This is a genomic window from Rahnella sp. BCC 1045 (assembly GCF_019049615.1).
GTDB lineage: Bacteria > Pseudomonadota > Gammaproteobacteria > Enterobacterales > Enterobacteriaceae > Rahnella > Rahnella contaminans.
Map to the genome: position 1 here is coordinate 82051 of NZ_JAFMOZ010000140.1, position 22858 is coordinate 104908.

Annotated in this window: 19 protein-coding genes; 10 read left to right on the forward strand and 9 right to left on the reverse strand. The window is 52.8% G+C overall.

The window, feature by feature from the left end:
- Window positions 1–31 precede the first annotated feature (31 nt).
- Window positions 32–733, forward strand: coding sequence for a bifunctional tRNA pseudouridine(32) synthase/23S rRNA pseudouridine(746) synthase RluA (gene rluA / locus J1782_RS21130; RefSeq protein WP_217153863.1), 702 nt, complete (start codon window positions 32–34; stop codon window positions 731–733).
- A gap of 62 nt (window positions 734–795) precedes the next feature.
- Here rluA and djlA read toward each other — a convergent pair whose 3' ends face one another.
- Window positions 796–1617: a co-chaperone DjlA gene (gene djlA / locus J1782_RS21135; protein WP_152325158.1), complete on the reverse strand. Its 822-nt coding sequence runs from the start codon at window positions 1615–1617 to the stop codon at window positions 796–798.
- Between the two features lie 181 nt (window positions 1618–1798).
- On the opposite strand from djlA, the gene lptD reads away from it, so the two are divergent.
- The 6 genes from lptD (at window position 1799) to apaH (ending at window position 8627) form a co-directional block, all read left to right on the forward strand.
- The gene (gene lptD, locus J1782_RS21140) at window positions 1799–4174 is read left to right on the forward strand and encodes an LPS assembly protein LptD (protein ID WP_217153864.1); all 2376 of its coding nucleotides are present in this window, start codon (window positions 1799–1801) and stop codon (window positions 4172–4174) included.
- An 85-nt stretch (window positions 4175–4259) separates the two neighbouring features.
- Entirely contained in the window at window positions 4260–5555 is a 1296-nt protein-coding gene (surA, locus tag J1782_RS21145; protein ID WP_152325160.1) for a peptidylprolyl isomerase SurA, read from the forward strand.
- Window positions 5545–6552, forward strand: coding sequence for a 4-hydroxythreonine-4-phosphate dehydrogenase PdxA (pdxA, locus tag J1782_RS21150; RefSeq protein WP_208950022.1), 1008 nt, complete (start codon window positions 5545–5547; stop codon window positions 6550–6552). The genes surA and pdxA overlap by 11 nt, the downstream gene beginning before the upstream one ends.
- Window positions 6553–6557: 5 nt before the next feature.
- Window positions 6558–7385, forward strand: a complete 828-nt coding sequence (gene rsmA, locus J1782_RS21155) for a 16S rRNA (adenine(1518)-N(6)/adenine(1519)-N(6))-dimethyltransferase RsmA (RefSeq protein ID WP_152325162.1) — start codon at window positions 6558–6560, stop codon at window positions 7383–7385.
- A 4-nt stretch (window positions 7386–7389) separates the two neighbouring features.
- Complete coding sequence (gene apaG / locus J1782_RS21160) at window positions 7390–7767, forward strand: Co2+/Mg2+ efflux protein ApaG (RefSeq protein ID WP_152325163.1); 378 nt, start codon at window positions 7390–7392, stop codon at window positions 7765–7767.
- A 5-nt stretch (window positions 7768–7772) separates the two neighbouring features.
- Entirely contained in the window at window positions 7773–8627 is an 855-nt protein-coding gene (gene apaH, locus J1782_RS21165; RefSeq protein ID WP_152325164.1) for a bis(5'-nucleosyl)-tetraphosphatase (symmetrical) ApaH, read from the forward strand.
- Between the two features lie 72 nt (window positions 8628–8699).
- On the opposite strand, the gene folA is transcribed toward apaH, so the two are convergent.
- Complete coding sequence (gene folA, locus J1782_RS21170; RefSeq protein ID WP_152325165.1) at window positions 8700–9185, reverse strand: type 3 dihydrofolate reductase; 486 nt, start codon at window positions 9183–9185, stop codon at window positions 8700–8702.
- A gap of 416 nt (window positions 9186–9601) precedes the next feature.
- Between folA and J1782_RS21175 the strand changes: the two genes are divergently transcribed.
- Window positions 9602–10216, forward strand: a complete 615-nt coding sequence (locus J1782_RS21175) for a LysE family translocator (protein WP_165058972.1) — start codon at window positions 9602–9604, stop codon at window positions 10214–10216.
- Between the two features lie 62 nt (window positions 10217–10278).
- On the opposite strand, the gene kefC is transcribed toward J1782_RS21175, so the two are convergent.
- The 5 genes from kefC to dapB form a co-directional block, all read right to left on the reverse strand.
- On the reverse strand, window positions 10279–12129 hold the full coding sequence (kefC, locus tag J1782_RS21180; protein WP_217153865.1) for a glutathione-regulated potassium-efflux system protein KefC: 1851 nt from the start codon (window positions 12127–12129) through the stop codon (window positions 10279–10281).
- Window positions 12122–12676, reverse strand: a complete 555-nt coding sequence (kefF, locus tag J1782_RS21185) for a glutathione-regulated potassium-efflux system oxidoreductase KefF (protein WP_152325168.1) — start codon at window positions 12674–12676, stop codon at window positions 12122–12124. The genes kefC and kefF overlap by 8 nt, the downstream gene beginning before the upstream one ends.
- 124 nt (window positions 12677–12800) lie before the next feature.
- Window positions 12801–16025 (reverse strand): carbamoyl-phosphate synthase large subunit, encoded by a 3225-nt coding sequence (carB, locus tag J1782_RS21190; protein WP_152325169.1) that lies wholly within the window; start codon window positions 16023–16025, stop codon window positions 12801–12803.
- An 18-nt stretch (window positions 16026–16043) separates the two neighbouring features.
- The gene (gene carA, locus J1782_RS21195; protein ID WP_165058968.1) at window positions 16044–17216 is read right to left on the reverse strand and encodes a glutamine-hydrolyzing carbamoyl-phosphate synthase small subunit; all 1173 of its coding nucleotides are present in this window, start codon (window positions 17214–17216) and stop codon (window positions 16044–16046) included.
- Window positions 17217–17693: 477 nt separating this feature from the next.
- Complete coding sequence (gene dapB, locus J1782_RS21200) at window positions 17694–18515, reverse strand: 4-hydroxy-tetrahydrodipicolinate reductase (RefSeq protein WP_195813697.1); 822 nt, start codon at window positions 18513–18515, stop codon at window positions 17694–17696.
- Window positions 18516–19204: 689 nt separating this feature from the next.
- On the opposite strand from dapB, the gene J1782_RS21205 reads away from it, so the two are divergent.
- A complete protein-coding gene (locus tag J1782_RS21205) occupies window positions 19205–20350 on the forward strand; it encodes a porin (RefSeq protein WP_152325172.1) in 1146 nt (381 codons plus the stop codon).
- 159 nt (window positions 20351–20509) lie between these two features.
- The gene (locus tag J1782_RS21210) at window positions 20510–21385 is read left to right on the forward strand and encodes an SMP-30/gluconolactonase/LRE family protein (RefSeq protein ID WP_208950026.1); all 876 of its coding nucleotides are present in this window, start codon (window positions 20510–20512) and stop codon (window positions 21383–21385) included.
- A 65-nt stretch (window positions 21386–21450) separates the two neighbouring features.
- Here the strand turns inward: J1782_RS21210 and ispH are convergent, their stop codons facing one another.
- Together ispH and fkpB are read right to left on the reverse strand one after the other, a co-directional pair.
- Window positions 21451–22404, reverse strand: a complete 954-nt coding sequence (gene ispH / locus J1782_RS21215; protein ID WP_152325174.1) for a 4-hydroxy-3-methylbut-2-enyl diphosphate reductase — start codon at window positions 22402–22404, stop codon at window positions 21451–21453.
- Window positions 22385–22855 (reverse strand): FKBP-type peptidyl-prolyl cis-trans isomerase, encoded by a 471-nt coding sequence (gene fkpB / locus J1782_RS21220; protein WP_165059691.1) that lies wholly within the window; start codon window positions 22853–22855, stop codon window positions 22385–22387. The genes ispH and fkpB overlap by 20 nt, the downstream gene beginning before the upstream one ends.
- Window positions 22856–22858: the final 3 nt, after the last annotated feature.

Sequence of the window (22858 nt, forward strand, 5' to 3'; positions counted from 1 at the left end):
TATTTCACCCTGAATGCAGACTGAAACCGCTATGAGCGAACATCAACCGACAATCCCTGAGCCTTCCAAAACCCGGCCGCTGGAGAATTACAATCCGCCGACCGATCCCTGGTTACGGGTGATTTTTCAGGATGAACACATCATGGTGGTGAATAAGCCAAGCGGGTTGCTTTCGGTGCCGGGGAAATTAGCCGAGCATCAGGACAGCCTGATGACGCGCATTCAGCAGCAATATCCCCAAGCGGAATCGGTGCATCGTCTGGATATGTCGACCAGCGGCGTGATTGTGGTGGCGCTGACCAAAGAAGCCGAACGAGAGCTGAAACGTCAGTTCCGCGAGCGTGAAACCAAGAAAGTGTATATCGCGCGGGTCTGGGGACGGGTCGAAGAAGATTACGGCATTATCGATTTGCCGCTGATTTGCGATTATCCCAACCGGCCAAAACAGAAAGTTTGCCATGAGACCGGGAAGAAAGCGCTGACGCAATACGAAGTGATGTCCTGGGATGAAGACGGCACGACGCGCGTCAAACTCCGGCCGATTACCGGACGTTCACATCAGCTGCGCGTGCACTTACTGGCGCTCGGGCATCCGATTCTGGGCGATAAGTTTTACGCACATCCGCAGGCGCTGGCCGCCGCTGACCGCCTGCAACTGCATGCGCAGGAGCTGTCGTTTTACCATCCGATCACTGACGCGCCGCTGGTATTCAACTGTGAGCCGGATTTTTAAGTTTCCGGAAGACACAAAAAAGGCGCTGAATTCAGCGCCTTTTACTTTTGCGTCGGAGAAGATTACTTAAAACCTTTCTCTCTTTTGATCAGGTCATACGCGGCCTGAATCGACTGCGCTTTCTCTTTCGCCATTTCCATCATTTCCGGCGGCAAACCTTTTGCGACCAGCTTGTCCGGATGATGTTCGCCCATCAGCTTGCGGTACGCACGTTTGATTGTGGTTGCATCGTCCGTGGCATTCACGCCCAGCACTTTACAGGCATCGGCCAGCGTCGGGCCTTGCTGTGTCTGGTGATAACCGCCGCGATAAGAGTGACCGCCCTGCTGATTTGCGCCGAACTGTTGCCCACCTTCCATCATGCGCAGGAACTGATCGAACTGCATGCGGGAGATCCCGAGCTCTTCAGCAATCACATACAGCACTTCGCGCTCGTTCGGATGCAAAGAACCGTCGGCATACGCCGCCTGGATCTGGATTTCCAGAAAAGTCCGGATCAGATCAAAGCGGCCGAAACATGCAGTGCGCAATGCCCGCATTTTTTCCCGCAACGGGTAATTCGCATCTTTCCCGTCGCGGAAGGCACGCTGGGCGGCTTCACGCTGCTCACCGTGCAACTGCATACGTTCCATGTAAAGACTGGCAATTTGTATATCCGCCTCGGTCACTCTGCCTTTTGATTTAGTCAGATTCCCCATCACTTCAAATGTGGTGCGGAAAAAGAGAGTTTGACGTGTCTGTTGATCGGCGAAATATCCCCGGCGTTTCGCAGAACGCGCAGTATCAAACATATGCCCTATCAACACCCCTGAAACAATTCCCCAGAAGCCTAAACCTGACCATAAGCCCAGGATAAGTCCGAGCAGTTTTCCCCAATACTGCATATACTCCTCAATTCGCCATGCCGTCGCTTAAAAATTGCTTTATCATAACCGGCATTTATCGTTGTGCCTAACGGCGGCAACGTAACAGGTTGGATTTAACACTAGCGCAACCATGATGAGTGAGATAGTCTCTGACCGTTTGCCGGCATGATGCCTCTGATGACGGAACACCATTTTACGTATGAAAAACAGACGTCTGAAAACACGCTTACCCACAGTGCTGGCTGCCACAATCTGGTCAGTATTGTACAGTCACGGCGCAATGGCCGACCTCGCGCAACAATGTATGCTCGGCGTTCCGACCTATGACAAACCTTTGGTGCAGGGTGATCCTAATTCACTGCCTGTGACCATCAATGCCGACAAGGCCACCGGAAATTATCCTGACAGCGCGCTTTTCAGCGGCAACGTTAATATCGTTCAGGGTAACAGTACGCTCGATGCCGATCATGTTCAGCTCAACCAAATTGCCAATCCCAATCAGCCCACTCCGACCCGTACCGCCACGGCGACCGGGAACGTGCGTTATAACGATAACCAGATCAAGCTGAACGGGCCGAAAGGCTTTGCAAACCTGACCACCAAAGATACCGATGTCCAGAATGGCGATTACCAGATGGTAGGCCGTCAGGGCCGCGGTAATGCTGACAAGATGAAGCAGCGTGACAACAACCGCTACACCATCATGGATAACGGCACATTCACGACCTGTCTGCCTGGCGATAACAGCTGGAGCGTGGTGGGTTCAGAAGTGATTCAGGACCGCCAGGAAGAAGTGGCTGAAATCTGGAATGCCCGTTTCCATATCGGCCCGGTTCCGGTGTTCTACAGCCCGTACATGCAGTTGCCGATCGGTGACAAACGCCGTTCGGGCTTCCTTATTCCGAACGCCAAATACAGCAGCAGTAACGGCTTTGGCCTGACGGTTCCCTGGTACTGGAACATCGCGCCAAATTACGATGCCACGATCACGCCGAACTACATGAGCAACCGTGGTCTGCAATTGCAGAACGAATTCCGCTATCTGACCGTGGCCGGTGCAGGTCTGATGGAGTTCGATTATCTGGGCGACGATAAGAAAATCGATCAGCAGTACGTGGATGATGAGAACCGGACCAGCGATAAGACTAAGCGCTGGATGTACTACTGGCGTCATGCCGGCGTATACGATCAGGTTTGGCGCTTCAATGTCGACTACACCAAGGTCAGTGACCCGTACTACTTCACCGATTTCGATTCGAAATACGGTTCAAGCACTGACGGCTATTCCACGCAAAAATTCAGCGTAGGTTATGCCAACCAAAACTGGGATGTGACGCTGGCCAGCAAGCAGTTCCAGGTGTTTTCGGATTACGGTAACAGCAATGCTTACCGCGCCCAGCCACAGCTGGACATCAACTATTACAAAAACGATGTGGGCCCTTTCGACCTGCATCTTTATGGTCAGGCGGTGAAATTCACCAGCGTTAACCCTGACAACCCGGAAGCGGTGCGTACTCACTTCGAACCGACCCTGAGCCTGCCGCTGAGTAACGCCTGGGGAAGTCTGGATAACGAAGTTAAGCTGATGGCGACCCACTATCAGCAGGATATTCCGGATGCGTATTACGATGCGAACCCGGACACCAAACTTCGTTCTTCAGTAAACCGCGTTATGCCTGAGTTCAAAACCGACGGCAAAATGGTCTTCGACCGGACGATGGACTGGGACAGTGATTACACCCAGACTCTCGAACCGCGCGCACAGTATTTGTACATTCCGTATCGTAACCAGAGCGGGATTAATACCTATGACTCGACGCTGTTACAGTCCGACTATACCGGCCTGTTCCGCGATAAGAGCTACAGCGGCCTGGACCGAATTGCTTCGGCAAACCAGGTGGCAACTGGTTTAACAACCCGTATTTACGACGAAAATCTGGAAGAGCGCTTCAATGCGTCTGCCGGTCAGATTTACTACTTCCAGCCACCGCGCACAGGCGACGTGAACAGTGCTCTGGATAAAAGTGATGACAGAGGCAGCCTGGTTTGGGCTGGTGACAGCTATTACAAAATCAATGACTTCTGGGGCGTTCGTGGTGGCGTGCAGTACGACACCCGTTTAGATGCACTGGCGTTGGGCGATGCCGTTCTGGAATACCGCGCTGACTCAGAAAGAATGGTTCAGTTGAGCTACCGTTATGCCAGCCCGGAATATATTCAGGCGACACTGCCAAGCGTGACCAACCCGGGATATCAGGATGGTATTTCTCAGGTGGGCGGGATCGCCAGCTGGCCGATTGCTGACCGCTGGGCGATTGTTGCGGCCTATTATTACGACACCAAAGCACAGCAATCTGCCGATCAGCTGATTGGTTTGCAGTACAACACCTGCTGCTGGGCCATCAACGTGGGCTACGAACGTAAGATCACCAACTACGATACTGTTAAGTCCGAAAGCAAGTATGACAATAAGATTGGATTCAACATTGAACTTAGAGGCCTGGGGAACAATCAAACCCTCGGAACGAAAGAAATGTTGGCCAGCGGCATACTGCCTTATCAACGCGCTTTCTAAGCCGATACCACGATTGATGAGTTAAGACTCTACGAACTCAGTGAACTTGAAACCCGCGCTTGCGGATTAGACAAATGGAAAAAGTATGAAGAACTGGAGAACACTTCTCCTCGGCGTGACGCTTTGTGCCAGCACTGCGTTTGCAGCCCCTCAGGAAGTTGATAAAGTTGCCGCCGTCGTCAACAACGGCGTCGTATTGCAAAGTGACGTAGACAGCCTGTATCAGTCAGTAACGCAGCAGGCCAAGCAAGCAAACCAACAGCTGCCCGATGAAGCGACGTTGCGCCACCAGATCCTTGATCGTCTGATCATGGATCAGATCCAGTTGCAGATGGCGACCCGCATGGGTATCACGCTGACGGATCAGGATGTGGATAAAGCGATTGCCGGTATTGCACAGCAGAACAATATTTCCGTTGACCAGCTGCGTAGCCGTCTGGCTTATGACGGTCTGAACTACAGCACTTATCGCGCCCAGATCCGTAAAGAAATGCTGATCAGTGAAGTCCGTAACAGCGAAGTTCGCCGTCGCGTGACGATCCTGCCTCAGGAAGTGGATCAGCTGTCCAAACAGGTTGCGGCTCAGAACGGCAGCAGCGCTGAATTTAACCTCAGCCATATCCTGTTGCCATTGCCGGAAAACCCAACGCAGGATCAGGTTGATACGGCTGAACAGCTGGCGAAGAAAATCGTTGCTGATCTGAACAACGGCGCGGACTTCGGCAAACTGGCTATCACCTACTCTGCTGATTCCCAGGCGCTGAAAGGCGGCAACATGGGTTGGGGCAAATTGCAGGAATTACCTTCCCTGTTCGCTCAGGCGCTGAGTACTGCGCAGAAAGGCCAGGTTATCGGTCCGATCCGTTCAGGCGTGGGCTTCCACATCCTGAAAGTGAACGATATCCGTGGTGATAACAAAAGCGTTTCCGTCACTGAAGTCCATGCACGCCATATCCTGATCAAGCCATCCGTTGTGATGACCGATGCTCAGGCGCGCGCGAAACTGGAACAGGCTGCGGCGGATATCAAGAGCGGTAAAGCAACGTTTGCTGATGAAGCGAAACAGCTTTCTCAGGATCCGGGTTCTGCAAATCAGGGCGGCGATTTAGGTTGGGCGTCTCCGGATATGTACGATCCTGCGTTCCGCGATGCACTAATGAACCTGAAAAAAGGTGAAATCAGTGCGCCAGTTCATTCTTCCTTCGGCTGGCACCTGATCCAGTTACTGGATACCCGCCAGGTTGATAAAACAGATGCGGCACAGAAAGAACGTGCTTACCGCATGCTGTTCAACCGTAAATTTGCGGAAGAAGCCCAGACTTGGATGCAGGAACAACGTGCTGAAGCGTACGTGAAAATTATGGACGGTAATGGACAATAAAACACTGACAACGAAATCTGTCGTCATCACCCCCGGCGAACCTGCCGGGGTTGGGCCGGATCTGGTACTGGCGCTGGCTCAGCAGGCATGGCCTGTTGAGCTGGTGGTGTGTGCCGATCCGGCCCTGCTGCTTGAGCGCGCTGAAAAACTGGGTCTGAAGATCCAGCTGCGCGAATACCTGAAAGACAGCCCGGCAGAACCTCAGGCCGCGGGGACATTAACGGTTTTACCGGTCAGCACGGCTGTGCCTGTCACGCCCGGTAAACTGGATGTCGCCAACAGCCAATACGTGGTAGAAACGCTGGCCCGCGCCTGCGATGGCGCAATCAGCGGTGAGTTTGCCGCGCTGATTACCGGCCCGGTGCAAAAGAGCATCATTAACGATGCCGGTATCCCGTTTATCGGTCATACCGAATTCTTTGCTGACCGCAGCCATTGCAACCGCGTAGTGATGATGCTGGCAACGGAAGAACTGCGCGTCGCGCTGGCGACCACGCATTTACCGCTGTTAGCCGTACCGGGTGCGATCACGCGCGAATGTCTCCACGAAGTTATCACCATTTTGAATCATGATCTGAGAACCAAATTTGGCATCGCCGAGCCGCAAATCTACGTGTGTGGTCTGAACCCGCACGCCGGAGAAGGCGGTCATATGGGTCATGAGGAAATAGACATCATCATCCCTGCGCTGGAAGAACTGCGCCAGCAGGGAATGCATCTTATCGGTCCGCTGCCCGCTGATACGTTATTCCAGCCTAAATATCTGCAACACGCCGATGCTGTTTTATCGATGTATCACGATCAGGGCCTTCCGGTGCTAAAATATCAGGGATTCGGTCGCGCCGTGAATATCACGCTGGGCCTTCCCTTTATCCGGACTTCCGTTGATCACGGCACCGCCCTTGAACTCGCTGCAACCGGCACAGCCGATGCAGGCAGTTTCAAGACAGCAATAAATCTCGCCATTCGTATGGCAAATAACAGCAACGATAAATAACAACAATGAATAGTAGAGTCCACCAAGGTCACTTTGCCCGTAAACGTTTTGGGCAAAACTTCTTAACCGATCAGTTTGTTATCGATAGCATCGTGTCGGCCATTCATCCTATGCCGGGCGAATCTGTCGTCGAAATCGGTCCTGGCCTGGCTGCATTAACTGAGCCCGTCGCTTCACGTCTGGATAGCATGACGGTCATCGAACTCGACCGCGATCTGGCTACACGTCTGGAAAACAATCCGAAGTTTCAGGGCAAGCTGCGCGTCATTCAGTCTGATGCAATGAAAATCAATTTTGGCGAGCTCTCCGAAGAGCTTGGTCAGCCGCTGCGCGTATTCGGCAACCTGCCGTATAACATTTCCACGCCGCTGATGTTCCACCTGTTCACCTACACCAACGCCATCAAAGACATGCATTTCATGTTGCAGAAGGAAGTGGTAAACCGCCTGGTTGCAGGCCCGAACAGCAAAGCGTATGGTCGTTTAACGGTGATGGCGCAGTATTACTGCAACGTTATCCCGGTGCTGGAAGTACCGCCGGAATCCTTTACACCGGCACCAAAAGTGGAATCCGCCGTGGTGCGTTTAGTACCACATGACGTGATCCCTTATCCGGTTTCTGATATCCGCATTCTGAGCCGCCTGACCACCGACGCGTTTAATCAGCGTCGTAAGACTGTGCGTAACAGCCTCGGCCATCTGTTCACTCCTGAGCAAATGACGGAGCTGGGCTTAGATCTCAGCATGCGTGCTGAAAATATTTCGGTTGAGCAATACTGTAAACTGGCTAACTGGTTGTCCACGCGGCCTAAAACCCCGGAACCTCAGGAGTAGCGTTATGCTTAATTCGCCCCGTGTTTGTGTTCAGGTGCAAAGTATCTACGTAGAGTCACAGTCGATACCGGAAGAAGAACGTTTTGTTTTCGCCTACACCATCACGATCCGCAATCTGGGGCGTTTTAATGTGCAACTGCTTCGCCGTTACTGGCTGATCACCAACAGTAACGGCCGCCAGACCGAAGTTCAGGGCGAAGGGGTTATCGGTGAACAACCGCTGATCCTGCCTGGCAACGAATTCCACTACACCAGCGGCGCTGTTTTAGAAACGCCACTGGGCACGATGGAAGGCCATTACGAAATGGTCGCGCACGACGGTGAAAGCTTCCGCGTGCCGATCCCGGTCTTCCGCCTCGCCATCCCTACGCTGATAAATTAATCCACATGTCGACATATCTTATTGGTGATGTTCACGGCTGCATCGATGAACTCAAGGCGCTATTGGCGCAGGTGGATTTTGATCCGCAAAATGATGCTCTCTGGCTGACGGGCGATCTCGTCGCGCGCGGGCCGTCTTCTGTTGAAGTCCTGCGTTTTGTCAGTGGTTTGGGCGACTGCGTACGGATGGTGCTCGGTAATCACGATTTACATCTGCTGGCGGTTTACGCAGGCATCAGCTTTAACAAGCCGAAAGATCGTATTACGCCGTTACTCGAAGCAGAAGATGCCGATGAGCTGATCAACTGGCTGCGCCGTCAGCCGGTGTTGCAGGTAGATGAAGATCTGAAACTGGTGATGGCTCACGCCGGGATCACGCCGCAGTGGGATCTCGACACCGCAAAAATGTGCGCCCGCGAAGTTGAAGCCGTGCTGAGCAGCGACACTTACCCGCTGTTTCTCGATGCCATGTATGGCGATATGCCGAACAACTGGCATCCGGAGCTGAGCGGTCTGGCTCGTTTACGTTTCAGTACCAATGCGTTCACCCGCATGCGCTACTGTTTCCCGAACGGGCAGCTGGATATGATTTGCAAAGATGTACCCGAGAACGCGCCAAAACCCCTCAAACCCTGGTTTGATATTCCGGGTCCGGTGCAGGAAGCGGGTTACAGCATTGCGTTTGGTCACTGGGCATCGCTGGAAGGAAAAGGCGCACCGGAAGGCATTTACGCGCTGGACACCGGTTGTTGCTGGGGCGGGGATTTAACGATGCTGCGCTGGGAAGATAAAACCTATTTCACCCAGCCGTCGAACCGTCATAAAGAAAAAGAGCAATCAGAACTCCCGAAAGCACTGTAGTTTTTGGGCGGGATAAAAGTCAAAAGGCACCCCTGAAAGGTGCCTTTTTGCTTTGCGCGTCAGCCTGAAAAATCAGGCGCGACGGTCAAGGATTTCGAAGCAGTAGCCATGAGAGTTTTGCTCATCAGCGTCATGGAATTCGCTGAAAGTGCTTTCCCAGTCATCCGGCTCGTAGTCAGGGAAATGCGTATCCCCTTCCACTTCCGCATCAATGTGGGTCAGGTATAAACGGTTCGCCTTCGGCAATAATTGCTCGTATACGCGGCCACCGCCCATCACCATCACTTCTTCCACATCACCGGCAGCAGTCAGTGCGGCCTCCACAGACGTCACCCAGGTCACGCCATCGTGCGCACCAGGCTTTGAGCTGATGACGATATTCAGCCGGCCAGGTAACGGTCGCCCAATCGACTCGAACGTCTTGCGCCCCATGATGACAGGTTTGTTGAGCGTATTACGCTTAAACCAGGCCAGATCACCGGGTAAATGCCAAGGCATTGCGTTTTCCATGCCAATAACGCGATCGGTCGCCAGTGCGGCGATCAGGCTGATAATCATTAAGAAGCCCTGTGTTGATTAAAGAGACTCAAAAAAAGAGCCCACACTATACGGAAAGCCCAATCAACCGTCGATAGGGAGACTCACGCTTTACAAAGATATAAGAGCGCTCTTACCCTGACGGGATTTTACCCGCCTGATGTGCCAGTTTCGGGTATGAAAGGGGGTTAAAAACCGGAAGAATTTTCATTTACCCAGCCGAAAATGCTGGAAACGCGATCTGTAGTTTGCCCCTCCGATCACGCTTGTACAACTGAGCTTACACACCGGGGCGATTACGGTACAGTCATCGTCCTTTCCACCCTTAACCGAAATGTCAGTCGGGCAAAAAAAGCCATAAGAGTGATTTATCTTGCTAAGGATTGGCGTATCATGCGGCCTTCATTTTGTTCTGAACATTAACGACGGTTATTTCCATGCTTGAAACCACCCTTTTTGTTGCCAGTATTGCGTTCCTCGGCATGCTTTCTCCCGGCCCTGATTTCTTTCTGGTCATCAAAAATGCGGCCCGTTATCCTCGCGTTGCGGCACTGATGACATCGTTTGGGGTGATTTGTGGCGTGATCACGCATATGTCTTACTGCGTCGCGGGTCTGGCTGTCGTTATTACCACCACGCCGTGGCTGTTTGATTTATTAAAATACGTCGGTGCTGCTTATCTGATCTGGGTGGGTATTCAGGCGCTGTTCTCGCGCAGCAACAGTAAGATGAATCTCGACGGGCTGGAACCGCAGCAGGTCAAATTGCGTACCGCGTTTGTGCAGGGTTACTTGTGTAATCTGCTGAACCCGAAAGCCACGCTGTTCTTCCTGGCGATGTTTACGCAGGTCTTGCAGATCAACTCCACCCTGGGCGAAAAGTTGTGGTACGCGTCGATTATTGTCAGCTTATCTGTGGTCTGGTGGCCTTCGCTGGCACTGTTAATCCAGAGCGCACCGGTTCGCCGCGGTCTGGCAAAAGCGCAGAAAATTATCGATAAGCTGCTGGGTGGCGTGCTGATTGGTTTGGGCATTAAAGTGGCGTTGAGCTGATCAAAAAAGCCGGCATTTCAATTCTGTGCCGGCTTTCTGTTCTCCCTCTGAATCCTCAGAGTTTATCCTTTCGCTTCAATCACATCCTTTTCCGGCGCTTTTCCATCAATACTCCCGCGCCAGCCAGACTGAACCGATGACAAACGCTCCTGATCCTGCTCGATAGCCGCGGTCAGCATGTCCTTTGCACGTTGCATACTGGCGATACGGAATTCAGTATCTTCGTAATTCTCGATAGTGGCTTCGAGCATTTTCAGGTTATAGCGACGGAACAAATCAGCCTTTTCCCGCGCTTCATACGCATCGAGACCGAGTTCTTCCAGCACATCACGCCCTACGCGCAGTGAGCCTTCGAACAATTCACGCTCCGGTGCTTCCACGCCCAACTGACGCAGCTGATACCAATGGTCAACATCGCGGGCACGCGCAATCACCTTCAGGTTCGGGAAATGCTCTTTCGCCAGCGCCGTCAGTTGCAGGTTGGCTTCAACGTCATCGATGGCATTAATCAGCACCTTAGCCTGCGCCGCGCCTGCCGATTCGAGTAAATCCATGCGGGTCGCATCACCGTAAAACACTTTGGTGCCGAATTTCCGCAGCGTTTCGATATGATCCGGATCGTGGTCCAGAACGACTGTATGAACATTGTTGGCCAGCAGCAAACGACCGGCAATCTGACCAAAACGACCGAATCCGGCGATAATGACCTGCGCATTTTCGTCATCAATGGTGTCCTGTGGACGGTCATCTTTCGGCGCATTGCGCTCCATGCGGTTCGCAATTACCAGCAGCAGCGGCGTTACGGCCATTGAAAGCGCAACGGCGAGCGTCAACGCTTTCGACCATTCGTCAGGCATCACGCCGGCCATTTTTGCAGCACTGAAAATCACGAAAGCGAATTCACTACCCTGCCCGATTAAGATCGCAAAAAGACCACGTTGTTTTTTCGGTACACTCAGCCACGGCGCAATCAGCCACAACAGCGCCGCCTTGAGCGCCATAAAGCCTGCCAGCAAGGTGGCGATCAGCAATGGCTGATGCACCAGCGTGCCGAAGTCGATAGACATTCCGACGCCGATAAAGAACAGGCCGAGGAGCAAACCTTTGAACGGCTGGATATCGCTTTCCAGCGCATGACGGTATTCCGAACTCGCCAGCAAAACGCCCGCCAGAAACGCGCCCATCGCCATCGACATGCCAGCCATCTCCAGCAGAATGCCGAAACCGAACACCAGGAAAAGTGCCACGGCGCTGAACACTTCGCGCATGCCGGAACGGGCAACAAAATGCAGCAAAGGCCGCGTAACGTAACGCCCAAGCAGCACCACCAACACCAGCGCACCGGCCACTTTTGCCGCCGACAGACCAAAGCTCAGGAGCGTTGTGGCTTCGCCGGTGCTGGCAAGAAGCGGGATCATCGCCACCAGCGGGATTGCCGCAATATCCTGGAATAACAGCACAGCAAACGCACTGCGGCCTAGCGGTGACGGCGTCAGACTGCGTTCGCTCATCGCCTGCATGGCAATCGCGGTGGAAGACAGCGCCAGCGTCATGCCAATTAACAAGGCAATTTTCCAGTCAAGGCCGAGGAAATAACAGAACGCGCTGAGTACCACGCCACAGCCGACCATCTGAATACTGCCGCCGCCAAAAACTGAGGCGCGCATGGTCCACAACCGTTTAGGATCCAGTTCCAGCCCGATGACAAACAGCATCAGCACCACGCCGATTTCCGCAAAGGTCAGAATCGACTCGGCATCAGAAACCAGTTTCAATCCCCACGGCCCGATAATGCAGCCTGCGATCAGATAGCCGAGCACAGAGCCGAGCCCGAGGCGGACAGCAATAGGTACAAACAGTGCCGCGGAGCCAAGATAAATCAGCCCCTCAATCATCAGGTTATGATTATCCATGATTCACCTCCGGCGGGCAGCCTTCTTTCAGGCTCAGGCAGGCCGTCAGGCGACGACGATATTCTTCGCCCGCCGCTTTCAGCGCCACTTCGTCGCAAATGAAGGTGTTATGGACCGCAAAATACGGCAGCCAGTGCATACCGCAATAAATGGCCGTCGCCTGTAAAGGCTGGGCCAGCACATCGAAATCAGGATGATCACCCAGTTCAAAATGATGTTCGTTACCGCCGGTCGTCACTGCCCACAGACAATGTTTGCCGTTCAGCGCATTGCCTTCGTGACCGTATGCCCAGCCGTGCTCAAGCACTTTGTCGATCCACAATTTCATCAGCGGCGGCAGGCTGTACCACTGGATCGGATGCTGGAATACCACCAGATCAGCGCGTTCAACGGCTTGCTGTTCTGCGGCGATATCGATATTAAAATCGGGGTATAGATCATACAGCGAACGCACTTCAACGTTGGGTAAATCACTGACCGCCGAGAGCAGTCCCTGGTTGGCCCGCGAATGGCGCGGATAAGGGTGGGCGTAAATTATTAGAATCATGCAGGTCTCTTGTCTTATTTTATTTACTTCAGCATACGCAACTTTCGGCATTCGGGGGAAAACCGGATGCATAAAATGAAAAAGGCGCAGCTTTCGCCGCGCCTTTCATCTGGCAATTATGCCATCAGCCTTTGATTTTCGCGTGCATTTCCTGCACTGAAATCACCTGCTCAGTCGGGTCAGAAGACAGCGCCATCGCCGTGGCGAAACCGCCGTTCAGCGTGGTGTCGTAATGCACTTTGTATTGCAGTGCACTGCGGCGGATAAGCTTGGAGTCTTCAATCGCCTGACGGCCCGCCGTGGTGTTGACGATGTACACATATTCACCGTTCTTGATACGGTCCTGAATATGCGGACGGCCTTCATGCACCTTGTTGACCAGGCGCGGGTTAATCCCGGCTTCACCCAACACCACCGCCGTACCGTGTGTCGCATCCAGCTCGAAACCGCGTTTAAGCAGTTTCGCGGCCAAATCCACCACGCGGCCTTTGTCGCCTTCACGCACAGACAGCAATGCGCGACCGGCTTTCTTCATGCCGGAGTTGCTGCCCAGCTGCGCTTTCGCGAACGCTTCTGCGAAGGTGCGGCCAACGCCCATGACTTCACCGGTAGAACGCATTTCCGGCCCGAGAATCGGGTCAACGCCAGGGAATTTGTTGAACGGCAACACCACTTCCTTGACGGAGTAGTAAGGCGGGATGACTTCTTCGGTCACGCCTTGCTGCGCCAGCGTCTGGCCTGCCATGACGCGGGCGGCCACTTTCGCCAGCGCCACACCAGTCGCTTTAGACACGAACGGGACGGTACGTGCGGCGCGCGGGTTAACTTCAATCAGGTAGACTTCGTTGTTTTTCACCGCGAACTGGACGTTCATCAGGCCGCGAACGCTCAGCTCGAAGGCCAGTTTCTCGACCTGCTGACGCATCACGTCCTGAATTTCCTGGCTCAGCGTGTAACACGGCAGAGAACATGCGGAGTCACCGGAGTGAACGCCAGCCTGCTCAATGTGCTCCATGATGCCGCCAATCAGCACGCGCTCGCCGTCGCAGATTGCATCGACGTCCACTTCAACAGCATCATCCAGGAAGCGGTCGAGCAATACCGGCGCATCGTTGGACACGCTGACCGCATTCTGGAAGTAACGGCGCAGGTCGATTTCGTCGTACACGATTTCCATTGCGCGGCCGCCCAGAACATACGACGGACGAACCACCAGCGGATAACCGATGCCTGCTGCTTTTTCGACAGCCTGTTCGATGGTCGCTACCGTGGCGTTAGCCGGTTGTTTCAGGCCCAGACGGTTAACCGCCTGCTGGAAACGTTCGCGGTCTTCGGCGCGGTCAATGGCGTCCGGGCTGGTGCCGATAATCGGTACGCCAGCGGCTTCAAGTTCCCGCGCCAGTTTCAGCGGAGTCTGTCCACCGTACTGCACGATGACACCTTTCGGCTGCTCGATGCGCACGATTTCCAGCACGTCTTCCAGCGTGACAGATTCGAAGTACAGACGGTCAGAAGTGTCGTAGTCGGTAGAAACTGTTTCAGGGTTACAGTTGACCATGATGGTTTCGTAACCGTCTTCACGCAGCGCCAGTGAGGCGTGTACGCAGCAGTAGTCGAACTCAATGCCCTGACCGATACGGTTCGGACCGCCGCCCAGCACCATGATTTTTGGTTTGTCGTTAGTCGGGTTGGATTCGCACTCTTCTTCGTACGTGGAGTACATGTACGCCGTGTCAGTTGAGAATTCAGCCGCACAGGTATCCACACGTTTGTAAACGGGGTGCAGATTGTATTTGTGGCGCAGTTTGCGCACTTCGCTTTCGGATACACCCACCAGTTTAGCCAGGCGCAGGTCAGCAAAGCCTTTGCGTTTAAGCATGCGCAGGTATTCCGGCGTCAGTATGTTGAAACCGCCTTCGGCGACTTCATTTTCCAGTTTCACCAGCTCTTCAATTTGCACCAGGAACCAGCGGTCGACGTTGGTCAGGTTGAAGATACCATCAACGGACATCCCGGCGCGGAAGGCGTCAGCGATGTACCAGATACGCTCCGCACCCGCTTCTTTCAGCTCGCGACGGATTTTCGTCAGCGCTTCCGGGTCGTCCAGGCTCACTTTCGGGTCGAAGCCGCTTGCGCCCACTTCCAGACCGCGAAGGGCTTTTTGCAGCGATTCCTGCTGGGTGCGGCCAATCGCCATCACTTCGCCAACGGATTTCATCTGCGTGGTCAGACGGTCGTTTGCACCGGCAAATTTCTCAAAGTTGAAGCGTGGGATTTTCGTCACAACGTAGTCAATGGACGGTTCAAACGACGCAGGCGTTTTGCCGCCGGTGATGTCGTTCATCAGTTCATCGAGGGTGTAACCCACCGCCAGTTTCGCCGCCACTTTGGCGATCGGGAAACCGGTCGCTTTAGAGGCCAGCGCGGAAGAACGGGATACGCGCGGGTTCATCTCGATAACAATCAGACGGCCATTTTTCGGGTTCACCGAGAACTGGACGTTGGAACCGCCGGTTTCTACGCCGATTTCACGCAGTACCGCCATCGAGGCGTTACGCATGATTTGGTATTCTTTGTCGGTCAGGGTCTGCGCGGGTGCCACGGTGATGGAGTCACCGGTGTGGATGCCCATCGCATCGAAGTTTTCGATTGAGCAAACGATGATGCAGTTGTCGTTTTTATCACGCACGACTTCCATCTCGTACTCTTTCCAGCCAATCAGCGACTCATCAATCAGCAGCTCTTTGGTTGGGGAAAGATCCAGACCGCGTTCGCAAATCTCTTCAAATTCTTCACGGTTGTAAGCGATACCGCCACCGGTGCCGCCCATGGTGAATGAAGGACGAATGATGCACGGGAAACCGACGTCAGCCGCGATCACCAGCGCTTCTTCCATGGTATGCGCAATGCCTGAACGAGCGGTATCAAGGCCGATTTTCTTCATCGCAATATCGAAACGGCGACGGTCTTCGGCTTTATCAATGGCGTCTGCGGTCGCGCCAATCATGGTCACGCCGAATTCTGCCAGCACGCCCTGACGTTCCAGTTCCAGTGCACAGTTCAGTGCAGTCTGGCCACCCATGGTTGGCAGCACGGCGTCCGGACGTTCTTTCTCAATAATCTTGCGCACAACTTCCCAGTGAATCGGCTCGATGTACGTCGCATCAGCCATTTCCGGGTCAGTCATAATCGTTGCCGGGTTGGAGTTCACCAGAATGACGCGGTAACCCTCTTCACGCAGCGCTTTACACGCCTGTGCGCCGGAATAGTCAAACTCACACGCCTGGCCGATAACAATCGGGCCTGCGCCCAGAATCAGGATGCTTTTTATGTCTGTACGTTTTGGCATTTTTTATTCGCTCCTGATTTATTTGCTTATAAGAGTGGCGTTGTTGTTATGAGAAGCGCGGTAAGCGTTAATCAGTTCGATGAAATGATCGAACAATGGCGCTGCATCGTGCGGGCCCGGGCTGGCTTCCGGGTGTCCCTGGAAACTGAACGCCGCTTTATCGGTGCGGTGAATGCCCTGAACGGTGTGGTCAAACAGCGATTTGTGCGTCACGCGCAGGTTCGCAGGCAGATTATTTTCATCTACCGCAAAGCCGTGGTTCTGCGCCGTAATCATCACTACGTTGTTATCGATATCTTTAACCGGGTGGTTACCACCGTGGTGGCCGAGTTTCATCTTCAGCGTTTTCGCGCCGCTGGCCAGAGCCAGTAACTGATGACCGAGGCAGATGCCGAACACCGGAATGTCGGTTTCGAGGAAAGCTTTAATCGCGGCGATGGCGTAATCGCAAGGCTCCGGGTCACCCGGGCCGTTGGACAGGAAGATGCCGTCCGGATTGAGTTTCAGCACGTCGGCCGCCGGAGTTTGCGCCGGAACCACCGTCAGGCGGCAACCGCGGTCTACCAGCATACGCAGGATATTGCGTTTCGCGCCGTAGTCATAGGCCACAACGTGGAACGGTAATTCTTCATTTTTCCTGGCTTCAGGCAACTCACCTTCGAGCGTCCAGCTGCCTTGCTGCCAGCTGTAGGATTCCGCAGTGGTGACTTCTTTTGCCAGATCCATGCCTTTCAGCCCCGGGAATGCTTTGGCTTTTTGCAGCGCCAGCTGAGCATCCGGTGAATCGCCCGCGATGATGCAGCCATTTTGCGCACCTTTTTCACGAAGAAGGCGGGTCAGTTTACGGGTATCAATATCGGCGATGGCCACGATGTTATGGCGCTTAAGGTAATCAGAGAGGTTTTCTTCACTGCGGTAGTTGCTGGCAATCAGAGGTAAATCGCGAATGACCAGACCTTGAGCGTGTACTGCGGAGGATTCTTCATCAGCGGCATTGGTGCCGACATTACCGATATGGGGATAAGTGAGAGTGACAATTTGGCGGGAATAGGAAGGATCAGTGAGGATTTCTTGATAACCGGTCATCGACGTATTGAAGACCACTTCCCCCACTGCCGACCCTTCTGCCCCGATGGCCCGACCGTGGAATTGGGTTCCGTCTTCCAGAACCAATAGCGCTGACTTTATCAAAGCATCCTCCAAGAATAATAAATCACAATATTTGCATATTAATTCAGATAACAGGATCTAAATCAATGCAAAAATCGCTCCCAAAGCCAATTTTTGGCAAACGGCGGCATTTTAGAGAGGGCGATGGGGTTTGTCTACTAAAAGCACCAATATTTCTTTGTTTTTTGCACAACTCAGCGAAAAGCCTCTGTCACTGCCATAAAAACATAGCTCAAGTCAGTATAGTAACCGTTTGCGGAAGGGGATGTCTGGAAAAGGGTGATGTAAACGAGATTATTACAAACCGGAGGAGTTGCATTGTTTAAAAAGCATACATCAGGAGGGGTGTTAAGCATGAATATTTATAGAAATGGCAATCAGGAAGGAAATAACAGTCAAAATCGATATTTTAGAATAAAAAAGAGAAGGGCAATCAAGGAACTGCCCTTTTATCAAAACATTATGACCAAAACAACCACATCACATCTAAATCAAATTCTATAAATCATCTAACCCAAGCACATCCCGCATGTCGTAAAGGCCATTTTTATGCGAGGAAAGCCACTTTCCTGCACGAACTGCGCCATTTGCGAATGTCATGCGGCTGGAAGCCTTGTGCGTAATCTCTACGCGCTCACCGATATCTGCAAACATCGCGGTGTGTTCACCGACAATATCCCCGGCGCGGATGGTCGCAAAACCAATGCTTTTCGGATCACGTTCGCCAGTATGTCCTTCGCGGGCATACACTGCGCAGTCTTTCAGATCACGGCCCAGCGCATCAGCAATCGCCTCGCCCATCGCCAGCGCGGTGCCGGAAGGCGCATCCACTTTGTGGCGGTGATGCGCTTCCACAATTTCGATATCCGTATAATCGCCCATCACCTTCGCGGCTTTTTCCAGTAACTTGAGCACGACGTTGACGCCCACGCTAAAGTTAGCGGCAAAAACCACAGGAATGCTCTCTGAAGCCTGTTTAATTGCGGCCTTACCGGCGTCATCGAAGCCCGTAGTGCCAATAATCATACCTTTATGGTGTTTCTGGCAAAAAGCCAGGTGCGCCAGCGTGCCTTCCGGCCGGGTGAAGTCGATCAGAATATCGAAGTCATTCGCCACCGCATCGAGGTCATCATTCACCCGGATACCGGATGTACCGGTTCCCGCCAGTTCGCCCGCATCGGCTCCGACCAGGGAAGAACCCGGACGTTCCAGCGCCGCGCCCAATACCACGCCGTCAGTATCAGAGACGGCCTGAATCAGTTGCCGGCCCATACGACCGCCTGCGCCAACGATAGCCATGCGAATATCAGCGTTACTCATAATTACTACTCTCTTCTTATAGTCGTTCTGCCGTGAAACAGAATCAGGTTATCGACCCTGCGATCCAGGAGCCAGAGAAATTGCCTCATAATTAGAAAATTATGATATAGGTCCGTTAACATCAGTAAAAGCCATCTGTTTTCAGGTTACGCAATCTAAGATTTTGTGTTAAACGGTTCTTAAAAGCGGAACTGATTGAGAAATGCGCCTTAAAATTCTTCATCCGGGTACTTCGCATAATCATTCACTTTAGTGCATAAACGTCTGACATCAGTTCTGCACCTAATGTCGCACCTTATCCGGCTTTCATGAGAACTCAATGAACTTCCCTCTTTATTACAGCATTCCTGCGCCGCAGGAATAGTCCACGTTAGCAATAATCACCACTGTATCTCCCCGCCACGAAAGACAAATAAAAGAACAAACACGCTATTTCTTAGATCTGAAACATTAAATTTTTATTATATGTGGTGAAATAATATTGATAAAATCAATGATTGTGATAATAAATAGCCACCTAATTTTAACCTCCTAAATTTGATTTTAGGATCGCTAAAATAAGTAGCCTGGATCCATGAGGCGCGTCTTCACCCTGACCAGACAGTTACCGGTAAGGGGAAATAATAAAAATACATCGCCAGTTCACATACCGGTTCTTCCGGGTAAGTATATTGGCGCAGGGACATAACATGAAATTCAAACTAAACAAAGTCACGCAAGTGGCGACCGCTGGCCTGTTGTTCGGTCTGGCTTCCTTTGCTTCACACGCAGAAATCACCCTGATTAAACAAGACCCACAGCCTAACGATCCGCTGAGCCGTCTGCAATTCCAGGTTGGCGGGAGTATTCGTCCACAGTTCCAGTTCCAGAACGGCGTCAAAAACTATAAAACCAACGGTTTTGACGGCGGTACTCGTTTCCGTTTCTCCACTGACTACTATCTGTTTGATGACATCAGCTGGATTAACTATTACGAGCTGGGTGTGAATATTCCTGCGCTGACTGGCTGGGATAATCACTACGCTGCCGGCGCGCATAACACCACCCGTCGTATGCTGTACACCGGTCTGAAAAGCAAAACCTACGGTCAGCTGACTTTCGGCCAGCAAAACAGCGTTTATTATGATGTTGTTGGTGCGAAAACCGATATCTGGGACTACGACATGCTCGCTCAGGCACCAGGCAACGGTGTTAACGGCGACTACGACGGTTCTTACCGTTCACGTAAGATGCTTAAATACAAAAATACCTTCGGCGATGCTGATGTGTATGCCTCTTACCTGTTCTCAGATAACGATCTGCTGACCGGTAAAAACAGCCTGCGTTATAAACGTAATGGCGGCGGTTCTGTGGGTGTGGATTACCACATCACCAAAGAACTGACATGGGGTACTGCGTACAACTACACCGACGCAGAAATGAAAAATCCAAATAACAACACCTCCAAAGACTACAATCAGAGCATCGTTGGTACCGCTCTGAGCTGGAAACCAGGCAACTGGACAGCGTCCTTCGGTGGCGGTTATTACCATGACTTCCTGACCACCGGCCTGAAAACCGAAGATCACTTCTTCGCAGGCGATGCATACGGTCTGGAATACTTCCTGGGTTACGCTTTCCCAATCAACCAGTTCGCTGTGAAAACCATTCAGCCATACTTCATGGGTGACCGTCTGACCTATGTTACTGGCCGCAATTATCAGCGTATCGATAACGGTCTGGGTGTGTCCTTCCAGCTCGATTACGGCTTCCGTGTTGATTACGAACATGTGTTCACGTCTTCTACCGATAACCTCGGCGACATGAACCTGATCCGTCTGAGATACGACTTCTAAGCCTTAACGATTGAACTTCAGGGGCCAGCTTTACGTCTTATTGACGGGCTGGCCCTTTCTTTTTACACCATTCTTAATCCCTGCGGGCAAAGCCAGACTAGACTGAATACAGACAGTTTTTCGCTATATCCACTTTGCAGCCAGCAGGAGAGCTTTGCGATGTCAGCATTTTTCCGGTCCGACATAACTGCCGTAGGCGACTATCGAGCCGAATTGGGTGAAACTCCCGTCTGGTGCCAGCGCACCCAGTCATTATTGTGGGTCGATATCCTGGCTCAGCGCGTATTACGTTACTGGCCAGCTTCCGGCCAGACTGAAATTCACGAACTCCCCTCCCTGACCAGCGGCGTATTGTTAACGCAAAAGCGTAACGTCTTTTTGCTGATTTCTCAGGACGGCGTTCACCTCTACGATTACGAATCTCAAACCCGGCAGAAACTCTGCGATTATCCCGGCGCGGAAGGAACGCGCCCCAACGAAGCCGCTGTCGCACCTGATGGCTCACTTTGGTTTGGCACGATGGATATTGAAGAAGAAAAGATGACCGGCGCGTGGTACCGCTTTGAGGCCGGGGATGAAAAGCCTGAAACCATGCTCGATAACGTGGGGACGACCAATACGCTGGTCTGGTATGAAGGCAAAGTCTGGTTTGCAGACAGCCGGAAAAACCGCTTTTATTCCGCTAACGCCCGCCGCATCAATCCTCTGAAAATTTCCTGTTTCTCCTCCGGCGATAAAATCCCCGACGGCTCGGCGCTGACGCAAAACGGCTGGCTCATCACCGCCTGCTGGGGCTCAAAATGCCTGCTGCGCCAGCAGATCAATCAGGGCGAACTGCTGACGCTGGACACCCTGCCGGTGCCCGTCACGCAGCCAAGTTGCTGTACATTTGGCGGCCCGGATATGACCGAGATATTTATCACGTCGGCACGTAAAAACCTTAATGCCCCGCACGCGCTGGAAGGAGCGCTGCTGCACGCTAAAACAGCGACCGTTGGCGCGCCGCAGAATCTTTTCAGACTCGAAAACCCGTAACGGGTGTCAAAAAAGACGTAAAAAAACCGGCCACGTGAGCCGGTTTTTTAATTTTATGCATTTCATCAGTCGATCTGACGCACATCAACACGCAACTCTTTCGGCACTTCGAAGACAATATTTTCTTCGCGCCCCTCGATATTAATTACATCGAGGCCACCAAATGCTTTCAGCTTGCTGATCACGTCCTGTACCAAAATATCCGGTGCCGAAGCGCCAGCTGTCACGCCAATGCTTTTCGCATTTTTGAGCCAGCTTTCCTGAATATCTGCCGCAGAGTCGATCAGATAGGAAGGCACACCGACGCGCTGTGCCAGTTCCGCCAGACGGTTGGAGTTGGAAGAGTTCTTCGACCCAACCACCAGCACGACATCCGCGCCATCAGCCAGCGTACGCACGGCTTCCTGACGGTTAGTTGTCGCATAGCAAATATCGTCTTTACGCGGCCCGATAATCTTTGGGAAACGCTCGCGCAGCGCATCAATCACAGCAGACGTATCATCAACAGAAAGCGTAGTTTGTGTCATAAAACACAGGTTATTTTCGTCTTTCACCTGCAATTTATAGACATCTTCCGGCGCCTCGACCAGATACATTCCCCCGTTCGGGTTGCTGTACTGGCCCATTGTGCCTTCCACTTCCGGGTGACCGGCATGACCAATCAGAATCGCTTCCGTACCCTTACGGCTGGCACGCGCGACTTCCATATGGACTTTAGTCACGAGGGGACAAGTGGCGTCAAACAACATGGTCAAGTCACGCGCTTTCGCTTCAGCACGGACGGCCTGAGACACACCGTGCGCGGAGAAAATCAGAATCGAGCCATCGGGCACTTCGCTGATTTGCTCGATAAAAATCGCACCGCGCTGACGCAGACTGTCAACCACATAGCGGTTGTGTACGACTTCATGACGAACGTAAATCGGCGCGCCGTAAATTTCCAGCGCGCGTTCTACGATGCTGATTGCACGGTCAACGCCCGCACAAAATCCTCGCGGATTAGCCAGCAATATCTGCATGCTTCTCCTCCAGTTGCGGATCAATTTCCAGCACTTCAATATCGAAATCGATATGCTGGCCCGCCAGCGGATGGTTGAAATCTACAGTGATAGAATCTTCCGTCACCTCACGCACCACGCCAGGCATTTCGCTGCCGTCACGTCCGGAAAACAGCATAATCGTGCCGACATCCGGCACGCCTGTTTCCTGGAAATCACGGCGCGAAAAGAACTGAACCAGGTCGGGGCTTTTGCCGCCAAACGCCGATTCAGGTGCAAGGGTAAAGGCGCGTTTATCGCCCACCGTCAGGCCTAACAGCTGATTCTCCAGCGCGTCAGACAAGCTGCCATCGCCAAGGCGAAACAGCGCGGGTTTCCCATTAGCGCGGGTTGATTCTGCCGTCGAACCGTCTTCCAGTTTCAACGTAAAATGCACCAGCACGGCGCTGTCATGTTTCACCTGTTGAGACATCAT